This is a genomic window from Lignipirellula cremea, assembly GCF_056501455.1.
In genome coordinates this window covers 3388960-3406441 of sequence record NZ_CM151415.1, presented here as the reverse complement: position 1 = coordinate 3406441, position 17482 = coordinate 3388960, and the positions used below count along the sequence as shown (strand labels likewise).

Below are 17482 nucleotides of genomic sequence, written 5' to 3'. Positions count from 1 at the left end.
GCCCCGAATGAACGACGGCTGGCGTTGGATAGCGACCCTCGGCGGAGCGATCGCGGCGATTGTCGCGTGGCTGCTGTGCCGGAATATCGGCTTGGACGAGAAGCAGTCGCTGGTCGCGGCGACGACCGCTCTGTGCGCCATCTGGTGGTGCAGCGAGGCGCTGCCGATTCCCGCGACGGCGCTGATTCCGTTCGTCGTCTTCCCGATCGGCGGCGTGCTCACGCAGTCGCACCTCGCGGCCGCCTACGGCGATCCTTTCGTGCTGCTCTTTCTCGCGGGCTTCATGCTCTCGAAAGCGGCGGAGAAGTCGCGGACGCATCTGCAGGTCGCGCGCGGAATGATGCGCCTGGTCGGCGACGGTTCGATGCGTCGTATCGTCCTGGGCTTTCTGGCGGCGTCCGCATTCTGCAGCATGTGGATCTCGAACACGGCCACGGCGCTGATTCTGCTTCCCGTCGCGATCGCGGTGCTGGAGCGCCAGGGCGACCGTCGGCTCGACGCTCCGCTGCTGCTCTCGGTCGCCTACGGATCCTCGGTGGGCGGGATCGTCACGCTGATCGGTTCGCCCCCCAACGGCATCTTCGCCGCGGCGTATGCCGAGGCGACGGGACGCGGCGTGGACTTCGTCTCCTGGTTCACCGTCGGTGCGCCGGTCGCGGCGGGGCTCTTCGTCGTTACCGCGGTCGTCCTGACCTGGAGACTCTCGGGACCTGCGAAGGCGGCGTTCGACTCGACCGAACCCTGGACCACAGGGCAAACGCTGGTCTTCCTCGTCTTCGCGACGACGGCCCTGCTCTGGATCACGCGCAGCGCTCCGTTCGGCGGCTGGTCGGAGTGGCTCGATCTGCCGAACGTGCATGACGCCACGGTCGGTCTCGCCGCAGTGATCGTTATGTTCCTCATCCCCAGCGGAGAACGCGACAAGGAAGGCCGAGCGACCCGACTGCTCGACTGGCCGACGGCTGTGCGCATTCCCTGGGGCGTGCTGCTGCTCTTCGGAGGCGGGCTGGCCATCGCGGCGGCGTTCAAGGAGACCGGACTCTCGTCGATCGTCGGCAGCGAACTGGGTCGCCTGCAGGGCGTGCCGCCGATCGTCCTGATCGCCGTCGTCGGGCTGACGGTCACCTTCCTGACGGAGTTCACCTCGAACACCGCGACCACATCGCTGCTGATGCCGGCGCTCGCCGCGGCAGCGATCGGAGCCGGCGTCGACCCGGCGATGCTGATGTTGCCTGCTGCGATCTCGGCGAGCTGCGCCTTCATGCTGCCGATCGCGACGCCGCCGAACGCGATCGTCTTCGGGGCCGAGCGGCTGACGACCGCTCAGATGGCCCGGCCCGGACTGTGGCTGAATCTGGCCGGAACGATTCTCGTCGCGGGCGTCTGCTGGTTCATGATTCCGCCGGACGGGAAGTTCGGGCGGGAACCCATCGGAACGAAGGCTTCCATCGTCGGCGACGCGGCCTCCGAACCTGCCTCGGAGAAGCCGTCGGTTTCCGCCGCTGTTCCGCCGCGCTGACGATCTGCCTCAGCGCGACGGGCTCGCCTCATCCAGATAGCGGAGCACTTCTTCCGCCAGCGTTCCAGGCGCTTGATCCGATGCGGCGAGGCGAATCTCCGCCCGCTCGGGCGCTTCGTACGGTGCGTCGATGCCGGTGAAGCCGGAGATCTCGCCTGCTCGCGCCTTCTTATACAGGCCCTTCGGATCGCGGGACTCGCACGTGGCGAGCGACGCGTCGACGAATATCTCCACGAAGTCGCCCGCGGCGCCCTGCCCTTCGATGCGTCGGCGGACGGCGTCGCGGTCGCGGCGATAGGGGCTCACGAACGCCGCCAGGACGGTAAAGCCCGCGGCGCAGAAGAGTTCCGCCACCTCGCCTCCCCGACGGATATTTTCCCTGCGGTCGGTCTCGCCGAAGCCCAGGCCGAAGCGCTGGGCGTGCTCTTCGCCGAACTCCTCTCGCAACAGCGCCGGGCTGGCGTTGATGCCGTGCCGCAGGTTGTCCCCGTCGAGCAGATAGGTCAGCACGCCCCGTTCGGCGAGGCGCTTCTCGACCTCGTTCGCGACCGTGCTCTTGCCGCTGCCGGAGAGTCCGGTGAACCATAGAACCCTGCCGCGCGGCCGCTCGACCGTACGACGATGCCACACCACATGGACAGGAGCGTCAGACATGAACGGGCCGGCAAAGAAAGCAGGAGGGAGCGATGGAAGTTCTTATAGCACGCCGCTTCCCGTAGGGCAGGCGCCCCGCTTGCTCTTCCGTAGGTTGGGTCATTGACCCACCGTCTCCCGAAGCCGTGCTGAACGGTCCGAGATATGCCGCCAGGGCGTGACCCGTCGTCAACCGCCTCACCGAATACAGGTGGGTCAATGACCCACCCTACGAGAGATTACCCCTCGTATTTCGGAAGCGGTTCGATCGGCTGATCGACGTGGCGGGCCGTGAAGCTGTACGATCCCGGCGTCGGCGCCGCCCACTTCGCCGCATTGGCGAGAACGGTCTTCACGTTCCGGTCGTAGTAAATCGGGTACGTCTCGTGTCCGGGGCGGAAGTAAAAGACCTTTCCCTGCCCGCGCCGCCAGGTCATGCCGCTGCGGAAAACCTCGCCCCCCTGAAACCAACTGATCAGCAGCAGTTCGTCGGGTTGCGGGACGTCGAAGAACTCGCCGTACATCTCGGTATGCTCGAGCTCGAAGTATTCGCCGTCGATCCCCTGCAGGATCGGATGCCCCGGCGACGTGATCCAGAGGCGTTCTTTCTCGCCCGCCTCTCTCCAGCGGAGCATGCACTCGGTCCCCATCAGTCGACGGAAGATCTTCGAGTAATGCCCACTGTGGAGGACGACGAGACCCATCCCCTCCAGCACCCGCTGCCGGACCTTTTCGACGATCGCGTCCTGCACCTGGTCATGGGCCTTGTGCCCCCACCAGAAGAGCACGTCCGTCTGGGCGAGCGCTTCGTCCGTCAATCCATGCTCGGGCTCGTCGAGCGTGGCGGTCCGCACCTGCACGCCTTCGCGGAGCTTCTCGCACAGGCCGTCCGCGATGACCGCGTGGATGCCGTCGGGATAAACGTCGGATACCCGCGCGTTCTCCTTCTCGTGCCGGTACTCGTTCCAGACGGTGACGCGCAGGCGCGGTTCGGGCGGCATGACTCTTCCTCGGACGCGATCGGTACGGGGCAGGAGCGACGACATTGTTTCGCTCCCGTTCCCGACCATCTTGCCGGTCTTCGAAGCCGCGACAACCCCCGGCGCCGAAACCTGCCTATTTCGGGGATGCCGACAGATCAGGAACGCCCGTTCCGGTCGGCGACTTGACGCACCGGGGGGGACGGGTCACCATGCGGCGGACTCGCGAAACGGCTGCCGCAGGCTGGCTGCGTCCTGCAGCCGACTGCCTGGCGCCGCTTCCCTCCCCCGCTCATCGCTTTTCTGCCGAAAGTTCCCGCATGTCCGGCTCTGCCGAGAAGGTCTACCTCGCGATCGATCTGGGAGCTTCCAGCGGACGCGTCACGGCCGGCCTGTTCGATGGGACGCGCGTGCGGTTCGAGGAAGTCCACCGCTTCTTCAACGGCGGCATTCTCGCGAACGAGCGTCTGCACTGGGGAGCGCTGACGCTCTGGAGCAACATTCTGGAGGGGATGCGGCTCGCCCATCGCACGTACGGCGAACGCGTAATCAGCCTGGGCGTCGATACCTGGGGCGTCGACTTCGCGCTGCTCGATCGCGACGGCGACATGCTGGGCGAACCCTTTCACTACCGCGACGCCCGGACGAAAGGCATCCTGCCCGACGCCTTCGCGATCCGGTCCCGGGAAGAGATTTTCGCCGAGACGGGGCTCCAGTTCATGGAGTTCAACACGCTCTACCAGCTCTTCGCGATGAAGCGGGCGAACTCCGTGCAACTGGAGTCGGCCCGCACGTTCCTGATGATGCCCGACCTGTTCCACTTCTGGATGACGGGCGAGAAGGTCAACGAAGTCACCGACGCCTCGACCACGCAGCTCTACAACCCGCTGACTCAAAGCTGGTCCGCGGAACTCCTTCAGGCGTTCGACCTGCCGGGCGACATCCTGTGCGAGCTGGCTCAGCCGGGCGCCAAGCTCGGAAAGCTGCGTGCATCGGTCGCGACCGAAACGGGCCTGAAGAACGCGACGGTCGTCATTCCCGGATCGCATGATACGGCCAGCGCCGTCCTCGCGGCGCCTGCCGCCAGTTCGCCGGGCGAGATTCCGAACTGGGCCTTCCTCAGCTCCGGCACCTGGTCGCTGATGGGGGTCGAGATGCCTCATCCGGTCGTCAACGAGGAGTGCCTGAAGCTCAACTTCACCAACGAAGCGGGCGTCGGCGGCACGACCCGGCTGCTCAAGAACATCGGCGGGCTGTGGCTCGTGCAGGAATGCCGCCGTATCTGGAGCAACGCCGGCATCGACCTCTCCTGGGACGAACTGGTCGCCCGGGCGATGGAGTCGCCGCCGCTGCGCAGCTTCGTCGATCCCGACGCGCCGCGATTCACGGCGCCCTGGAACATGCCGGAGGAGATCCAGTCCTACTGTCGCCAGACGAATCAGGCGCCGCCTGAGCACCGCGGCGAGATGATTCGCTGCATCCTGGAAAGCCTGGCGCTGCGTTACCGCATGGTGCTGACGATGCTCGAATCGCTCGTCGGCAAGCGACTGGAGACGATCCACATCGTCGGCGGAGGCTGCCTGAACGAGGCTCTGTGTCAAATGACCGCAGACGCCTGCGGCCGCCGCGTGCTGGCCGGTCCCGTAGAAGCGACGGCCCTGGGCGTCGTGATGGTACAGGCGATCGCCGACGGTTCGTTCGGCTCGATCGCCGAGGCTCGCGAGGTCATTCGTCGCAGCTTCGACGTCAAAGAATACCTGCCCGGCCCCTCCGATCCCTGGGACCAGGCCTACGGGCGATTCGAGGCGCTGCTGGCGATGGGCGTTCGCTGAAACAATCGACGGGTCGAAGCGGAGGAGGCGCGATGAGAAGCGACGTTCGCCTCGCTGCCCGAGTCTTCCGCTGTCTGACGACGTTCCTGGCGCTTGGCTTCGGCGCGGTCGCGTGCGGCGACGAGTGGAAGCGGCTTCCAGCGCTCCCCGATGACGAAGGCTTCGCCGGGTCCTTCGCCGGCATGAGCGGCGGAGCGCTGATCGTCGCGGGGGGCGCCAACTTCCCCGGCAAAAAGCCGTGGGAGGGCGGAACGAAGGTCTGGTACGACCAGGTCTTCATCCTCGACGGGCCGCAGGCAGAATGGCGACTCGCCGGGAAGCTTCCGCGACCGCTCGGTTACGGCGTAAGCGTCACCCACGCAGGGGGCGTCGTCTGCGTCGGAGGGAGCGACGCGACGCAGCATTACGCGGACGCGTTTCGACTCGACTGGTCGGAAGGGAAGCTCGTCACGACCGACCTTCCCTCCCTGCCGACGAGGGTCGCCAACGCGTGCGGCGCACTGGTCGGCGAGACGCTCTACGTCGCCGGCGGACAGGAACGCCCTGACTCGCGCGTCGCGCTCAAGACGCTCTGGTCGCTCGATCTGCCTGCCGAGCCGCTCGTCTGGAAGCGGCTCGACGATCTACCGGGCGATGGGCGGATGCTCGCCGTCGCAGCGAGTTCCAACGGAGCTTTCTGGATCGCGGGCGGCGCCGCGCTGGCGGAAGGAAACGACGGCTCGGTCGCTCGACGCTATCTGTCCGATGCCTGGCGCTACGATCCCGGAGCCGGCTGGACGCGAGTTGCCGATTTGCCTTCCCCTTCCGTCGCGGCGCCGTCGCCCGCTCCCGCGGATGTACGAGGCTTTTACGTGCTCGGCGGCGATGACGGTTCGCAGATCGGCGTCGCTCCCGCTGCCCATGCAGGCTTCAGCAAGAGGATCCTGCGATACGACGCAAGCGACGATTCCTGGACGGCTGCGGGCGAGATCCCCGCGCCGCGCGTGACCGTTCCCTCCGTCTTCGGCTTCGGTGGCTGGATCGTCCCCAGCGGCGAGATGCATCCCGGCGTTCGCTCGCCCGAGGTCTGGTCGTTCACGACGGAGAGTGACCGATGAAGGCGATGCTGGAAGATCGCCATTCGGTCCCCGCGTCTGCCTGGATCGCCGTCGGCCTGCTGATGCCCGTGGCGCTGCTCAACTATCTCGACCGGCAGATGCTGGCGTCGATGCAGGCCTCGGTCATGGCCGACATTTCCACGCTGGGCCAGGCGGAGAACTCCCAGGAACTGTGGGGCTTCATGCTCGGCCAGTTCAAGTGGGTCTACGCCGTCTTCAGCCTGATCGGCGGGTACGTCGCGGACCGCTTCAGCCGGCGCCTGACCATCTGCGGCAGCCTGTTCGTCTGGTCGGGCGTGACGTGGTGGACGGGCCAGGTCACCACTTACGACGAACTGATCTGGGCCCGGTCGCTGATGGGTCTCTCCGAGGCGTTCTATATTCCCGCGGCGCTCGCGCTGATTGCGGACCGGCACACGCAGGGGACGCGATCCTTCGCCGTGGGCCTGCACCAGACGGCCATCTATCTGGGCGTCATCGCGGGCGGGTTCGGCGGGTACGTCGCGGCCTCGCCTTACCTCGGATGGCGCTCCGCGTTCGTCGCGTGCGGCATCTTCGGAATGCTCTACGCGATCCCGCTGGTCGCGTTTCTCCGCGACGATCGGTCCTCGACGGCAGGCCTGAAGGAGCGGCCCGGCTCGCCCCTCGCCAGCCTCCGGGCGCTGCTGACGAACCCGTCGTTCCTGCTGCTCGTGTTGTACTTCACGCTGCCGGCGATGGCGGCATGGATCGTGCGCGACTGGATGCCGGCCATTCTGCGGAAGCGGTTCGAGTTGGGCGAAGGCTTCGCGGGCGTCGCGGCGACGCTCCCCTGGCAACTCGCCGCGATCGGAGGCGCCGCGGCCGGAGGCTACCTAGCCGACCGCTGGAGCCGCACGAATTCTCGCGCACGGATCTACGTTAGCGCGATCGGGGTCGGCCTGATCGCGCCTGCCATCTTCGGCGTCGGCAACTCCGGTATGCTGTGGGTCGCCGTGCTGTTCCTGATCCTGTTCGGGCTCGGCTGGGGCTTTTTCGACTGCAACAACATGCCGATCCTCTCCCAGATCGTGCGTCCCAATCTGCGGGCGACCGGCTACGGGATCATGAACTTCGTCAGCATCAGTTGCGGCGGCCTCGCCGACTGGGGCTTCGGACGCCTGGAAGACCTGAAGACGCCGTTGAACGTCTCGTTCGGCATCTTCGCCTGCGTCGCGCTGCTTTCGATCGTGACCGTGCTGCTGATTCGTCCTCGCCCCGAACTCGCGACCGAGAAACCCTCCGCATGAGCATGAAGCTGACAGGTCTCGTCGCCGCCACGCACACCCCCTTCCATGCGGACGGCAGCCTGAACCTCGCCGCGGTCGAGAGACAGGCGGAGCATCTGCTGCGAACGGGCGTCTCGACCGTCTTCATCGGCGGAACGACGGGCGAGAGCAGCTCGCTCTCCGTCGAAGAGCGCCTCGCCCTGGCACAACGCTGGACCGAGATCGCGACGCAGGCGCCGCTGCAGGTCGTCGTTCACGTCGGGGCGAACTCCATCGCCGACGCGAAGACGCTCGCCTCGCAGGGACAGTCGCTCGGCGCCTCGGCGATCGCTGCCGTCTGCCCCAGCTACTTCAAGCCCGCTTCGATGGACGCGCTCGTCGCGTGCAACGCCGAGATCGCGTCTGCGGCGCCCGGTCTGCCGTTCTATTACTACGACATTCCGTCGATGACCGGCGTGACGCTCACCTCTCCGGCGTTCCTCGAAGCCGCCGGGCCGAAGATCCCGACGCTGGCAGGGATCAAGTTCACGAACGCCGACCTGGCCGCGTATCAGCGTTGCCTGCACGCGGAGGGGGGACGCTTCGACATGCCGTTCGGCATGGACGAGATGCTGCTGGCCGCGCTCGCGCTGGGCGCGACCGGCGCCGTCGGGAGCAGCTACAACGTCGCGGCGCCGATCTCGAATCGCATTATCGCGGCGTTCGAACGGGGCGACCTGGCGACCGCGCGGCAGGAACAGTTTCGATCGGTTCAACTCATCGAAACGCTGGCACGCTACGGCTACATGGCCGCGGCGAAGGCGACGATGGGCTTCCTCGGCGTCGACGTCGGCTCGCCCCGTCTGCCGAATGCGAGCCTTTCGCCCGAGCGGCAGCTTCAGCTTCGCGGCGACCTGGAACGTCTCGGCTTCTTCGACTGGGTCGCGGTCTGAAAGACTTGGCTCCTGACGTTCGGCGGTCCGAGCACGTCCGCGTTCATCCGTCGTAAACTTACGCCTCCTCCATCGCCCTCCGCAGAACCGCAGCGAGATCGCCTTCATGCTCAGGATCGGATTGGTCGGCGTCGGCTTCATGGGCTGGATTCACTACCTGGCCTACGAACGCCTGTCGTCGTCCTGCAAGCTGGCCGCCATCGTCACGCGGGACGCGAAGAAGCGCTCGGGCGACTGGACCGGCATCCAGGGGAACTTCGGACCGCCGGGCCGGCAGGTCGATCTGACCGGGGTGAAGGCCTACGCCACGCTCGACGAAGCTCTGGCCGATCCCGAGATCGATCTGGTCGATCTGTGCCTGCCGCCGAATCTGCACGTGGCGTCGACGCTGGCCGCGCTGAAGGCGGGAAAGCATGTCTTCTGCGAGAAGCCGCTCGCGCTCACGGCCGCCGACTGCGAAACGCTGGTCGACGCGGCGAACGCCTCAGGCAAGCGGCTCTTCGTCGGGCACGTTCTGCCGTTCTTTCCGGAGTACGCCTACGCTCTCGCCGCCGCACGCGACGGACGCTTCGGGAAGCTGCTGGGCGGATCGTTCAAGCGAGTCATCTCCGACCCGCTCTGGCTGAAGGACTTCTACGATCCTCAGGGCGCCGGCGGACCGCTGATCGACTTGCACGTGCATGACGCCCACTTCATCCGCCTGCTGTTCGGCATGCCGGAGAGCGTGCTCAGCAAAGGCCGGATTCGCGGAGAAGTCGTGAGCTACTGCCAGACGTTCTTCGACTACGGCGCCGGCGGACCCGTCGTGCAGGCGGCGAGCGGCGTCATCGACCAGCAGGGGCGCCCCTTCACGCACGGATACGAGATCCACTTCGAAAAGGCGACGCTCCACTTCGAGTTCGCCGCGCTGGTCGACGAAAACGAGACGATGGGGATGAAGGTCCTCCACGCCGACGGCTCGGTCGAACGGCCGAGCTTCGGCGGAGGCGACGAAGTCAGCTCGTTCGAGGCCGAGATTCGCGAAGTCGAACGGGCGCTCGCCGCAGCGGACGCTTCGCCCATCCTCGACGGCGACCTCGCCCGCGACGCGGTGAAACTCTGCGAAGCACAGACCGTTTCGGTGCGAGAGAACCGGTCGGTCGAGATCGCGTGATTGCTTTTCGCTGCACGTCTCGCGACGCCTAAGCTCACAAGGTTGTGTGCCACGGCTGGCTTGGCCAGCCGTGCTTGCGACGTACGCCATTTCGGCACAGCCGGCCAAGCCAGCCGTGGCACACGAAAGGGCGATGCATCGAACCGGATTCAGCTCTTCAGCGAGAAGATGGCTTCGATCTCGATCGCCATGCCGCCTGGAAGAGCGCTGAAGCCGACGGCGCTGCGGGCGCCGACGCCGAGCTCTTCGCCGAAGACTTCGCGGAAGAGCTCGCTGCAGCCGTTGATCACGGCGGGCTGCTGACCGAACTCGGGCGTGCACTGCACCATGCCCAGGACCTTCACGACGCGGTCGACCCGGTCGAGGCTGCCGAGATGGGCCTTGAGCGTGGCCAGCATCGCCAGACCCGTCTGCCGCGCGGCGTTCTTGCCGGCATCGACGTCCAGATCGGCGCCGAGGCGACCCTTGATCAGGGTGCCGTCGTCGAGCAGCGGGCCATGCCCGGAAAGATAGACGCAGCGGTCGACGGTGACGGCCGGCTTGTAGACTCCGGCGGGCTTGGGGAGCGGCGGCAGCGACAGGCCGAGTTCGGCGAGGCGGGCGTCGAACGACATCGTCGGGATCCTTGAGCGAACGGAAGCATGCGGTCGAGCCGACATTGAATCCGCTCACGCCCTTCCGGACCAGCGCCCTTGTCAGGTCGGACGGTTCGCTCGTGTGCCATGCCCACATCTCCGCAGGAAGGGTGGGCATGCTGAGGGCCGGCCGAACCTGACATGCCCACGCTGCTATCGCGACGTGGGCATGCCACCCGAGCGAGGCTCGCAGCCGTTCATGTCGAGATCTGCTACAGCGCCGACTCTGCGCCGCAATATTCCCGAGCGTCGTCCCGGGCGGCGTCGCGCAGCAGCGCGGGAAACTCCGGCGCTGCCGCCAGGACGCGGCTCCAGGTCGGAATGGCTTCCGCGCCGGCGGGATCCTTCTGAATCGCTTCGCCCGCGGCGGTGACCTGGTCCGCGAAGCCTTCGACGGCCTGCTCTTCGGAATGCCGATCGTAGGCGAGGCCGTTGAAGACCGCGTCGGCGTGGTATTGCCGGATCGCGTCCTGCGCGGCACGCACGTAGGCGGATCGAATCGTCAGCACGTGGGCCGGGCTGATCACCGTTCCGCGGCTCGACAGCGTCCGAAAGATGCTGGTCAGGATATCGGTCGCCATCTTCAGCAACCCCTGCTGCGGATCGTTCAGCGACAGGGTCTGGTGTTTGTGCTCGTACGGAATGCCCAGGTCGACCTGACAGACCCGCTTCACCGACGTGTTGCGAAACACTTCCGCCAGCGTGCCGACTTCCAGACCCCAGTCGCTCGGAATGCGGTTCGACCGGGCGAGCCGTTCGGTGATCGCGAATTCGCCCGACAGCGGATAACGAAAGCCGTCCAGAAACGTCAGAAACGGGTCGTACCCGAACACCGCCATCAGAGCCCGCACCAGCGGCGCGACGAGCAGCCGCACGACGCGCCCGTGCATGCGGTCGGTGACGCGGGCGTAGAAGGCCTTGCTGAATTCGAAGTCGAGCGCGGGGTGCGCCATCGGCAGACAGAGCCGGGCCAGGATCGAGCGCTCATAATTCACGATGTCGCAGTCGTGCAGCGCGAAGGCCTTGATCGCCGGGTCGGCCATCAGGTAGCCGAACGCCGTCCAGACGGCGCGTCCCTTGCCAGGCGCGCCGCAGGCGAGCCCCGCATCGATGAGTTGCTGGTAAAGCGCCGTCACCCGCGGACCGTCGCCCCAGACCACCTCCGCCCGAGGACCGATCTGCGCGACCATCTCGCGCGCTTCGCGGTAGGCGTCCACCTCGGGAGCCCGGTTGAGGACGACGCAGACCGTATCGATGAAGGGGACGCCCTTCAATTTCGTGACGATATTGCGGAACGGGTCGGCCCGCATATCGCCTTCCGTGACGGGCAGCACCAGGCCGATCTTGAATCGCCGCGTCGCCTTCGTCAGCACGTTCTCCAGATGCTCGGCGTCGGTCGTGCCCAGATCGTGAAGGGTCGTGACCTGACCGTGCTGAACGAAATCGGGCATACGAGGTCCCAGTCAGAAGGGCGAGCGGCAAACGGGGCAAGATTCGGTCGCCGCATTCTTGGATCTCGCGAACTGGCGGCAAGTCAGGGCGTCATTTTTCGATCAGCCAGCGAAATCCGAACGGTTCCAGCGGAACGCCTTGCGATCGCCCGTGCGTCGTTCCGTCCAGAGCGTCCTGCCAGCCGCCGTCTCGCAGGTCGAGCGGAAGCGTCGCCTCGATCGGTTCGCCCGCGAAGTTCGCCAGCAGGAGCAGCCGGGAGGTTCCCTCGACGCTCGTTCGTTCCACGCCCAGGAGCTTCGGCGAACCGAGTTCGATCGGACGCTGAGCGCCGTCGGGATGCAGCGGTGCGAGCGTCTTTCGCCGGGCGAGCATCTGTCGGTACTGCGAAAAGACGGCCCGCTGCATGGACGTCGCGTCGTCGAGCGTTTCGCAAAGTTCGCCGTAGTCGAACTTCCGGCGGTTGATCCGCCGATTGTGACCGCTCCGCTCGAGACCTTCGTAGTCGTTCCTTCCGCCGATCAGGCTCTGAAAGTAGACCGCAGGCAAACCCTTGAGCGCCAGCATGATCGCCTGCGTCGTCAGAAACCTTCGCACATGCAGTTCCGGCGGCAGCGAGGGTTCCGCGTTCAGCGCGTCGAAATAGGTGATGTTCAGTTCGTAGGGCGTATCGCGGCCGTCGGGTCGCCGGCGCGTATTGATGCGCCCGCCTCGCGCGAGGACGGCCTGACCCAGCCGGTCGATGCGTTCGTCGGGGACGAGGCCTTCGAGCGGACGCACGCCGATGCCGTCATGCGAGGCGGTGAAGTTCAGGAAGGTCGCGTTCTCCGGCGCCTGCCCCAGGCCGTGCAGCCAGGCGTACAGGAACGTCGCGTCCTCGCTCAGCGACGCGTCGAGCAACAGCGGCGGCAGACTGAACTGGTAGACGATATGCGCTTCGTCGCCCGCGCCGAAGTAGGACAGGTTCTCGCGATGCGGAACGTTCGTCTCCGACAGCAGCAGCACGTTGACCGGCAGCGCGTCCACGACGTCGCGAAGCAGCTTCACGACCGCGTGCGTCTGAGGAAGATGGATGCAGCTCGTACCGACCTCCTTCCAGAGGTAGGCGATCGCGTCGAGGCGAATCATCCGGGCGCCGCGCTCGACGTAGCCGAGCAGGATGTCGACCATCTCCAGCAGCACGTCGGGCGACCGGAAATTGAGGTCGACCTGATCGGCGCTGAATGTCGTCCAGACGTGCCGCGGACCCTTCGCGGTCTCGAACTCCGTCAGCAGCGGCAGGCTACGCGGGCGAACGACCTGCGACAGATCGCTGGCCGGGTCGGCGGTCACGAAGTAATCGTCGTAAGGCGACTCGCTCGCCAGGAACCTGCGGAACCAGTCGCTCTTCGCGGAGCAGTGATTCAGGACCAGATCGAACGTCAGGCGAAAGTTCTCCCCCAGCCGCTCGACGTCGGGCCAGTCCCCCATCGTCGGTTCGACCTGTCGGTAGTCGATGACCGAAAAGCCGTCGTCCGACGAGTAGGGATAAAACGGCAGCAGGTGGACGTACCTCAGAACTTCCTGCAGGTCGTAACGCTCGAGAAACTCAGCCAGCGCCGCCATCGCGGGGCGATCCGGCGCCTGCACCTGGTCCCCGTACGTGATGAGCAGGACGTCCCGTTCGCTCCAGAGGCCGCCGGATTCGGCTTGTTCGCCGGAAGTCGAAGAGGCGAGGCTTTCGGCCGTCTTCGCCGTTCGTTCGACCAGCCGTTCCAGCAGACGCTCGCGATCGACCGGCTCGTCCGCGTAGATCGCCGTCAATCGTTCTGCCAGAACGAGGCGCAGCCGTTCCAGAGCGGCAGAGGGCGAGTAAGTTCGCTTCGACTCGTTCATCAGGGACTCGCGGCGACAGGAGGAACGGCAGTCCGCCGCAGTTACCAGAGATCGCTACCGGTCAGGTTCGCGATCAGCGCCTGAAGCTTCCGGCGAAGGACCTCGTAGCTGAAGAACTTCTTCGCTACCTCGTAATTGTGTTCGACCATCCGCTGGCGGTAATCGTCGTCGCGGATGACTTTGCGAACGTGCTCGACGGTGTCCTTCGTGATGTAACCGCTCATCGAAATGACGTCGAATCCCTTGGGCTCGATGTCGGAGATGTAGATCGAGTAGCGGTTCACCAGCACGGGCTTCTTGAAATAGAACGCTTCGAGCAGAGCGTTGCCGAAGCCCTCGTACAGGCTGGGATAGGTGATGAAGTCCGCGTGGGAATAGGCGTCCGCCAGGGTATAGATCTTGGATCCTGAATCGTCGGTCGCGCGATTGTCGCTCACCTTCGTCGCGATGACGCGCATGTCGACGCCCTGCTGCGCCGCCATCTCGTACAGCGCTGATAGATAGGCATGCCCCTCGTCGCCCGACTCGTGCGAGATCACCAGCTTGCATCGCGGGTTCTTGACCGCGGCGACGAGTTGAATCGCGTGTTCGATGCCCTTCCGGGGGACGACGCGCGTCGGCTGCAGAAAGAGGATGTCGTCCGCTTCGAGCCCGATCGACTGGCGGAAGTCGCTCGAATAATCGTCCAGCGACGGAGGTGCGTTCGCGAAGTCGAGGACGTTCGGAATCAGCGTCGACGACACCCCGGTTCGGCGCGCCAGCGCGCTTTGCGCCGGGGTGTTGATCGTCGCGTGCTGGATCGTCGGAAGCGCGGGCGGGAAGGCCATGCCGAGGATGTCGGCGATGCCGTTGATCGTGAACCGGTCCCGTTCCCAGTAAAAGTCGTGATGATGGGCGATCGTCGGAAAGCCTGTCTCCGCGATGAAGTGAGCGATCGCGATTCCCAGCGGCACGTTCATGGGAATCGCCGACGCGTTCTGCACGATCATCAGATCGATTTCGAACTTGCGAACGAACTCGTAAAGCTCATGCTTAAGCTTCTCCGCCAACTGGTAGATCACGCGCGTCGCTTCGGCGCTCCGGTGCGAAACGCCGAAGACCCGCTCGTTGACCCACTCGATGTCCGGATGGCCGAAGTAGGCCTCGGGAACGGTGGTGCAGATCGCGGGCGAGCGATCGTTCTTGCCCGCGAACCAGTAGCTCAGATGCTGACGCTGGGACAGAACCTGCGCCCACTTCGTCGCCTCCAGGGAGACGCCGTCGGTGCCGGCGAAGCGCGTCGATACGAATCCGATCCGGGCAGGCATATCTTCGAGAGCCTTGGTGGAGCGTCAAACCCGACTTCGTCGGGTGACGCGGAACGTCACCCGATCACGAAGTGATTCGGCGGCAAGGTGCAACGAGTGCATCGATGATAGCGCGGAACCCATATTCTCGACGCCGATGATGCACTAGCGTTCCGAGACAGGAAGGTACGTCAGCAACTGCGACAGATCGGTGACCACGACGTCGGCCTGAAAATCGCGCACGCGTTCGTCGCCTTCGCGCTTGCGCAAACTTCGGGCGTCGCCAGCGAACAGGGCCGTGCGGAAGCCGACCTGCGATGCCGGCCAGGCATCCTTCAGCAGATCGTTCCCGACGTACAGGATCTCGGCCGGAGCGATGCCGCGTCTCTCGAACGCCTGCGCAGCGAGTTCGTACAGGTACGTTCCCGGCTTCGCCTGGCCATGTTCAAACGAGTAAAAGCAGAGCCCTTCCTCGAAGCCCACGTCCGACAGGCTCGCATCGAGAACGGCCGCCAGCGTAATCGGCGTGTAGAACTGAGCGTTGCTGACGATGCCGAGCGGCAACCCCGCATTGCGGATCGCCGCGAGCGTCTCGCGGCAGTGCGGCATGGGCCAGATCGGATTGGCCCGGAGTTCGTATTCCAGCGAGAACCGCCGGAGCGCGGCTTTCTCCTGCACAGCGGCTGCCGCGCCCAGTCGATCGAACGTCTCGCGCCAGATCGCGAGCGCATCGACTTCAGGATAGGCCACGCCGGACGCTCTGGACTTCGCGTGCGATCGGTCGATCGCCTCGCGGTATTCGCGAATCGCAAATTCGGGGTCGGGGACCGACAGTCCGATCGACTCCGCGGCTTCGCGAAACGCGAGAGCCGGCGCCGGCACGTCGTCCGGCTGCAGACCGACGTCGCCGCTCGCGCTGATGACCAGCGTGCCGTAGACGTCGAAGACGAAGGCGCGAATCCCTGGAAGCGCAGGAAGGCGCAGCGCTTCTGCGGTCGGTCGAGGGGCGAGCGGACGAAGACGCTTCCGAACGAGGTCTTCCAGCCGCTCCTCCATGGCGCTGCTCACGTTGCGACTCCCGCCCCGCAAGAGACCGTCGCTCCAGGCGGAGCGACGCGAGGTCGACTCTGCCGGCGAATCGGCGCCGGGGGGCTGAAAACTGAATCGGGAGGCATCATAGCACGCTCCTCCCGACCGGGAACCGCCGTTCGACCGCTCGTCAGGAACCATCGAATTCGACGTAACGAACCGGTCGGAAGCGTTCCGGCGCGAGAAACTTCCGCGCCAGCTTCTTCGAATCGGCGCCCGGCAGGAAGCCGTCGAACGAGGCCCAATCGAAGAGCGACTGCGCCGTCTCGCGCAATCGGTCGCCCAGCCGTTCGATCGAATACGAGTCGAGCCCCGGAGGTAGCTCAGCCGACTCCGCCGCGACGGCGTCGCCCTCGCCCCGCTCCCACGCTTCGCGAAGGCTCGCCCACTGCGGATTGGCTCGATCGAGTTCCTTCCGCGCCGACGCCTCGCGGACGACTTTCGTCAGCACGACGCGCTGCTGATCGGGAAGGATCGCCCCGAAGTCGATCGAGCCCTGCTGGCGGAGCGACGACGCATACCGGGCCCATGCGTCGCCGAAATCCTCGTCCAGCGCGTAGGTCGCGCACTGGTCGAGATAGGCGGCTCGCAAACGCGCCAGACCCGCGTCGCCGATCCAGGGAATCGGCACGTCGATCGAGCTGACCAGCCCCGAAAACTCGACCCCCTGTTTGCGGAAGTCGGCCGTGATCTCGGGCAGGTCGCGTCCCAGCAGGGGCTTCTTCGCGAGCGCCGTTTCCAGAAACGCCATGCCGAAGCCTTCCGCGACGCTGGTCGTGAACAGTCCGTCGGCGGCGGCGACGTTCGTCGCGAAGTCGACGCCCGGAAGCGCTCCGACGTCGAACGCGACGCTCAAATGCAACTCTTCGGCGATTCGCTTCCACGCGACATAGGAGACCGCTTCTGCGGGCGTCTCCGGGCGGAGCGTGATGCCGTAGGCGACGTCGGACGGGGCGAACGCGGCCCAGAGGAGCAGCTCGCCGAGGTTCTTCCGCCGAATGCCGCGAACGGGATAGAGCCCCCACCGGCGAAGGTCCGGTCGTCCGATCGAAGCGAGAACCTTCGCCCTCGCAGCGGCGGCATCGGGCGCGGCGCTGACGGCATGCACGGGATTCGGCAGAACCGAGACCGCAACGGACGGCATTCCCGCGTCGATCAGGAACGCCCGATCTCGTCCCGTCAGCGTGGCGTAGCGAATCGACTCGGCCAGGGGATAAAGCGGGAGCGATTCGGCCTCCTCTGTTCCGACAATTAGCGACGCACGAAGGTGGGCGTAATTCGCGGGTCGAGCGTCCTCCGCGAAGTCGTGGATCTGAAGCAGTTGCCGGAAGCCACGCTCCGCCAGCCGCGCGATCGCGGGGGGAGCCGCGGCGTTCTTCCCGATGGAATGGTTGTGCCAATGGAGCAGCGTCGCCTCCGAAGCGAAGTCTGACCGCGAGAGCGCCCGTTCGATGGCCTCCGCGAGTCGTTCGCCGTCGCCGGGACGATCGTCGCGGAGGTCGTCGTATTCCAGCTCCGGCACCGCGACGAGCCGCACGTTCAGCCTCGCCAGCTTCGTCGAAAGACTCTCGTCCCATCCGCCTGATCGCCCACCATGCAGAACGACGACCGGCAACGGGCGATCGTCCTTCCACGCCGCGTTCCACGCCAGCAGGTGATTCCGGACGACCTGCGTGACGCCGCCCGGCTGGAGATGAAAGTGCAGAATCGCGAGAGAAGCGAACGCGGACACGCGAGGCGAAACTCCTGATCGAG

The 17482-nt window shown here is 65.9% G+C and carries 14 protein-coding genes; 6 read left to right on the top strand and 8 right to left on the bottom strand.

From position 1 onward, the window contains the following. Nucleotides 1–7: 7 nt before the first annotated feature. The gene (locus tag SH602x_RS13455) at nucleotides 8–1519 is read left to right on the top strand and encodes an SLC13 family permease (protein ID WP_479472799.1); all 1512 of its coding nucleotides are present in this window, start codon (nucleotides 8–10) and stop codon (nucleotides 1517–1519) included. 9 nt (nucleotides 1520–1528) lie between these two features. On the opposite strand, the gene cysC is transcribed toward SH602x_RS13455, so the two are convergent. Beyond that, entirely contained in the window at nucleotides 1529–2173 is a 645-nt protein-coding gene (gene cysC, locus SH602x_RS13450; protein WP_479472798.1) for an adenylyl-sulfate kinase, read from the bottom strand. A gap of 218 nt (nucleotides 2174–2391) precedes the next feature. Beyond that, on the bottom strand, nucleotides 2392–3153 hold the full coding sequence (locus tag SH602x_RS13445; protein WP_479472797.1) for a ThuA domain-containing protein: 762 nt from the start codon (nucleotides 3151–3153) through the stop codon (nucleotides 2392–2394). A 299-nt stretch (nucleotides 3154–3452) separates the two neighbouring features. Here SH602x_RS13445 and SH602x_RS13440 point away from each other — a divergent pair, with 299 nt between their 5' ends. The 5 genes from SH602x_RS13440 to SH602x_RS13420 all read left to right on the top strand — a co-directional run bounded on the left by SH602x_RS13440 (nucleotide 3453) and on the right by SH602x_RS13420 (nucleotide 9393). Beyond that, nucleotides 3453–4964 carry a rhamnulokinase gene (locus tag SH602x_RS13440; RefSeq protein WP_479472796.1) on the top strand — a complete coding sequence of 504 codons (1512 nt, stop codon included), beginning with the start codon at nucleotides 3453–3455 and terminating at the stop codon, nucleotides 4962–4964. 32 nt (nucleotides 4965–4996) lie between these two features. Beyond that, complete coding sequence (locus tag SH602x_RS13435; RefSeq protein ID WP_479472795.1) at nucleotides 4997–6061, top strand: hypothetical protein; 1065 nt, start codon at nucleotides 4997–4999, stop codon at nucleotides 6059–6061. Next, the gene (locus SH602x_RS13430; protein ID WP_479472794.1) at nucleotides 6058–7329 is read left to right on the top strand and encodes an MFS transporter; all 1272 of its coding nucleotides are present in this window, start codon (nucleotides 6058–6060) and stop codon (nucleotides 7327–7329) included. Before SH602x_RS13435 ends, SH602x_RS13430 begins: the two co-directional genes overlap by 4 nt. After that, nucleotides 7326–8240 carry a dihydrodipicolinate synthase family protein gene (locus SH602x_RS13425; protein WP_479472793.1) on the top strand — a complete coding sequence of 305 codons (915 nt, stop codon included), beginning with the start codon at nucleotides 7326–7328 and terminating at the stop codon, nucleotides 8238–8240. Before SH602x_RS13430 ends, SH602x_RS13425 begins: the two co-directional genes overlap by 4 nt. Before the next feature lie 106 nt (nucleotides 8241–8346). Next, nucleotides 8347–9393, top strand: a complete 1047-nt coding sequence (locus tag SH602x_RS13420) for a Gfo/Idh/MocA family protein (protein ID WP_479472792.1) — start codon at nucleotides 8347–8349, stop codon at nucleotides 9391–9393. A gap of 149 nt (nucleotides 9394–9542) precedes the next feature. On the opposite strand, the gene SH602x_RS13415 is transcribed toward SH602x_RS13420, so the two are convergent. The 6 genes from SH602x_RS13415 to SH602x_RS13390 form a co-directional block, all read right to left on the bottom strand. Further along, entirely contained in the window at nucleotides 9543–10007 is a 465-nt protein-coding gene (locus tag SH602x_RS13415; RefSeq protein ID WP_479467965.1) for a RidA family protein, read from the bottom strand. 233 nt (nucleotides 10008–10240) lie between these two features. Next, nucleotides 10241–11479, bottom strand: a complete 1239-nt coding sequence (locus SH602x_RS13410; protein WP_479472791.1) for a glycosyltransferase family protein — start codon at nucleotides 11477–11479, stop codon at nucleotides 10241–10243. A 91-nt stretch (nucleotides 11480–11570) separates the two neighbouring features. Further along, nucleotides 11571–13352, bottom strand: coding sequence for an alpha-amylase family glycosyl hydrolase (locus SH602x_RS13405; RefSeq protein ID WP_479472790.1), 1782 nt, complete (start codon nucleotides 13350–13352; stop codon nucleotides 11571–11573). Nucleotides 13353–13393: 41 nt separating this feature from the next. Continuing rightward, entirely contained in the window at nucleotides 13394–14659 is a 1266-nt protein-coding gene (locus SH602x_RS13400; RefSeq protein WP_479472789.1) for a glycosyltransferase, read from the bottom strand. A 144-nt stretch (nucleotides 14660–14803) separates the two neighbouring features. Further along, a complete protein-coding gene (locus tag SH602x_RS13395; RefSeq protein ID WP_479472788.1) occupies nucleotides 14804–15706 on the bottom strand; it encodes an HAD family hydrolase in 903 nt (300 codons plus the stop codon). A gap of 151 nt (nucleotides 15707–15857) precedes the next feature. Beyond that, nucleotides 15858–17459, bottom strand: coding sequence for a glycosyltransferase family protein (locus tag SH602x_RS13390; RefSeq protein ID WP_479472787.1), 1602 nt, complete (start codon nucleotides 17457–17459; stop codon nucleotides 15858–15860). Between the last annotated feature and the right edge of the window lie 23 nt (nucleotides 17460–17482).

Bases quoted from the DNA above. Each gene is read 5' to 3' on its own strand.
- SH602x_RS13445 (WP_479472797.1), bottom strand. From the start codon at position 3,153: ATGCCGCCCGAACCGCGCCTGCGCGTCACCGTCTGGAACGAGTACCGG.
- SH602x_RS13400 (WP_479472789.1), bottom strand. From the start codon at position 14,659: ATGCCTGCCCGGATCGGATTCGTATCGACGCGCTTCGCCGGCACCGAC.
- SH602x_RS13435 (WP_479472795.1), top strand. From the start codon at position 4,997: ATGAGAAGCGACGTTCGCCTCGCTGCCCGAGTCTTCCGCTGTCTGACG.
- SH602x_RS13455 (WP_479472799.1), top strand. From the start codon at position 8: ATGAACGACGGCTGGCGTTGGATAGCGACCCTCGGCGGAGCGATCGCG.
- SH602x_RS13425 (WP_479472793.1), top strand. From the start codon at position 7,326: ATGAGCATGAAGCTGACAGGTCTCGTCGCCGCCACGCACACCCCCTTC.
- SH602x_RS13415 (WP_479467965.1), bottom strand. From the start codon at position 10,007: ATGTCGTTCGACGCCCGCCTCGCCGAACTCGGCCTGTCGCTGCCGCCG.
- SH602x_RS13430 (WP_479472794.1), top strand. From the start codon at position 6,058: ATGAAGGCGATGCTGGAAGATCGCCATTCGGTCCCCGCGTCTGCCTGG.
- SH602x_RS13420 (WP_479472792.1), top strand. From the start codon at position 8,347: ATGCTCAGGATCGGATTGGTCGGCGTCGGCTTCATGGGCTGGATTCAC.
- cysC (WP_479472798.1), bottom strand. From the start codon at position 2,173: ATGTCTGACGCTCCTGTCCATGTGGTGTGGCATCGTCGTACGGTCGAG.
- SH602x_RS13410 (WP_479472791.1), bottom strand. From the start codon at position 11,479: ATGCCCGATTTCGTTCAGCACGGTCAGGTCACGACCCTTCACGATCTG.
- SH602x_RS13405 (WP_479472790.1), bottom strand. From the start codon at position 13,352: ATGAACGAGTCGAAGCGAACTTACTCGCCCTCTGCCGCTCTGGAACGG.
- SH602x_RS13440 (WP_479472796.1), top strand. From the start codon at position 3,453: ATGTCCGGCTCTGCCGAGAAGGTCTACCTCGCGATCGATCTGGGAGCT.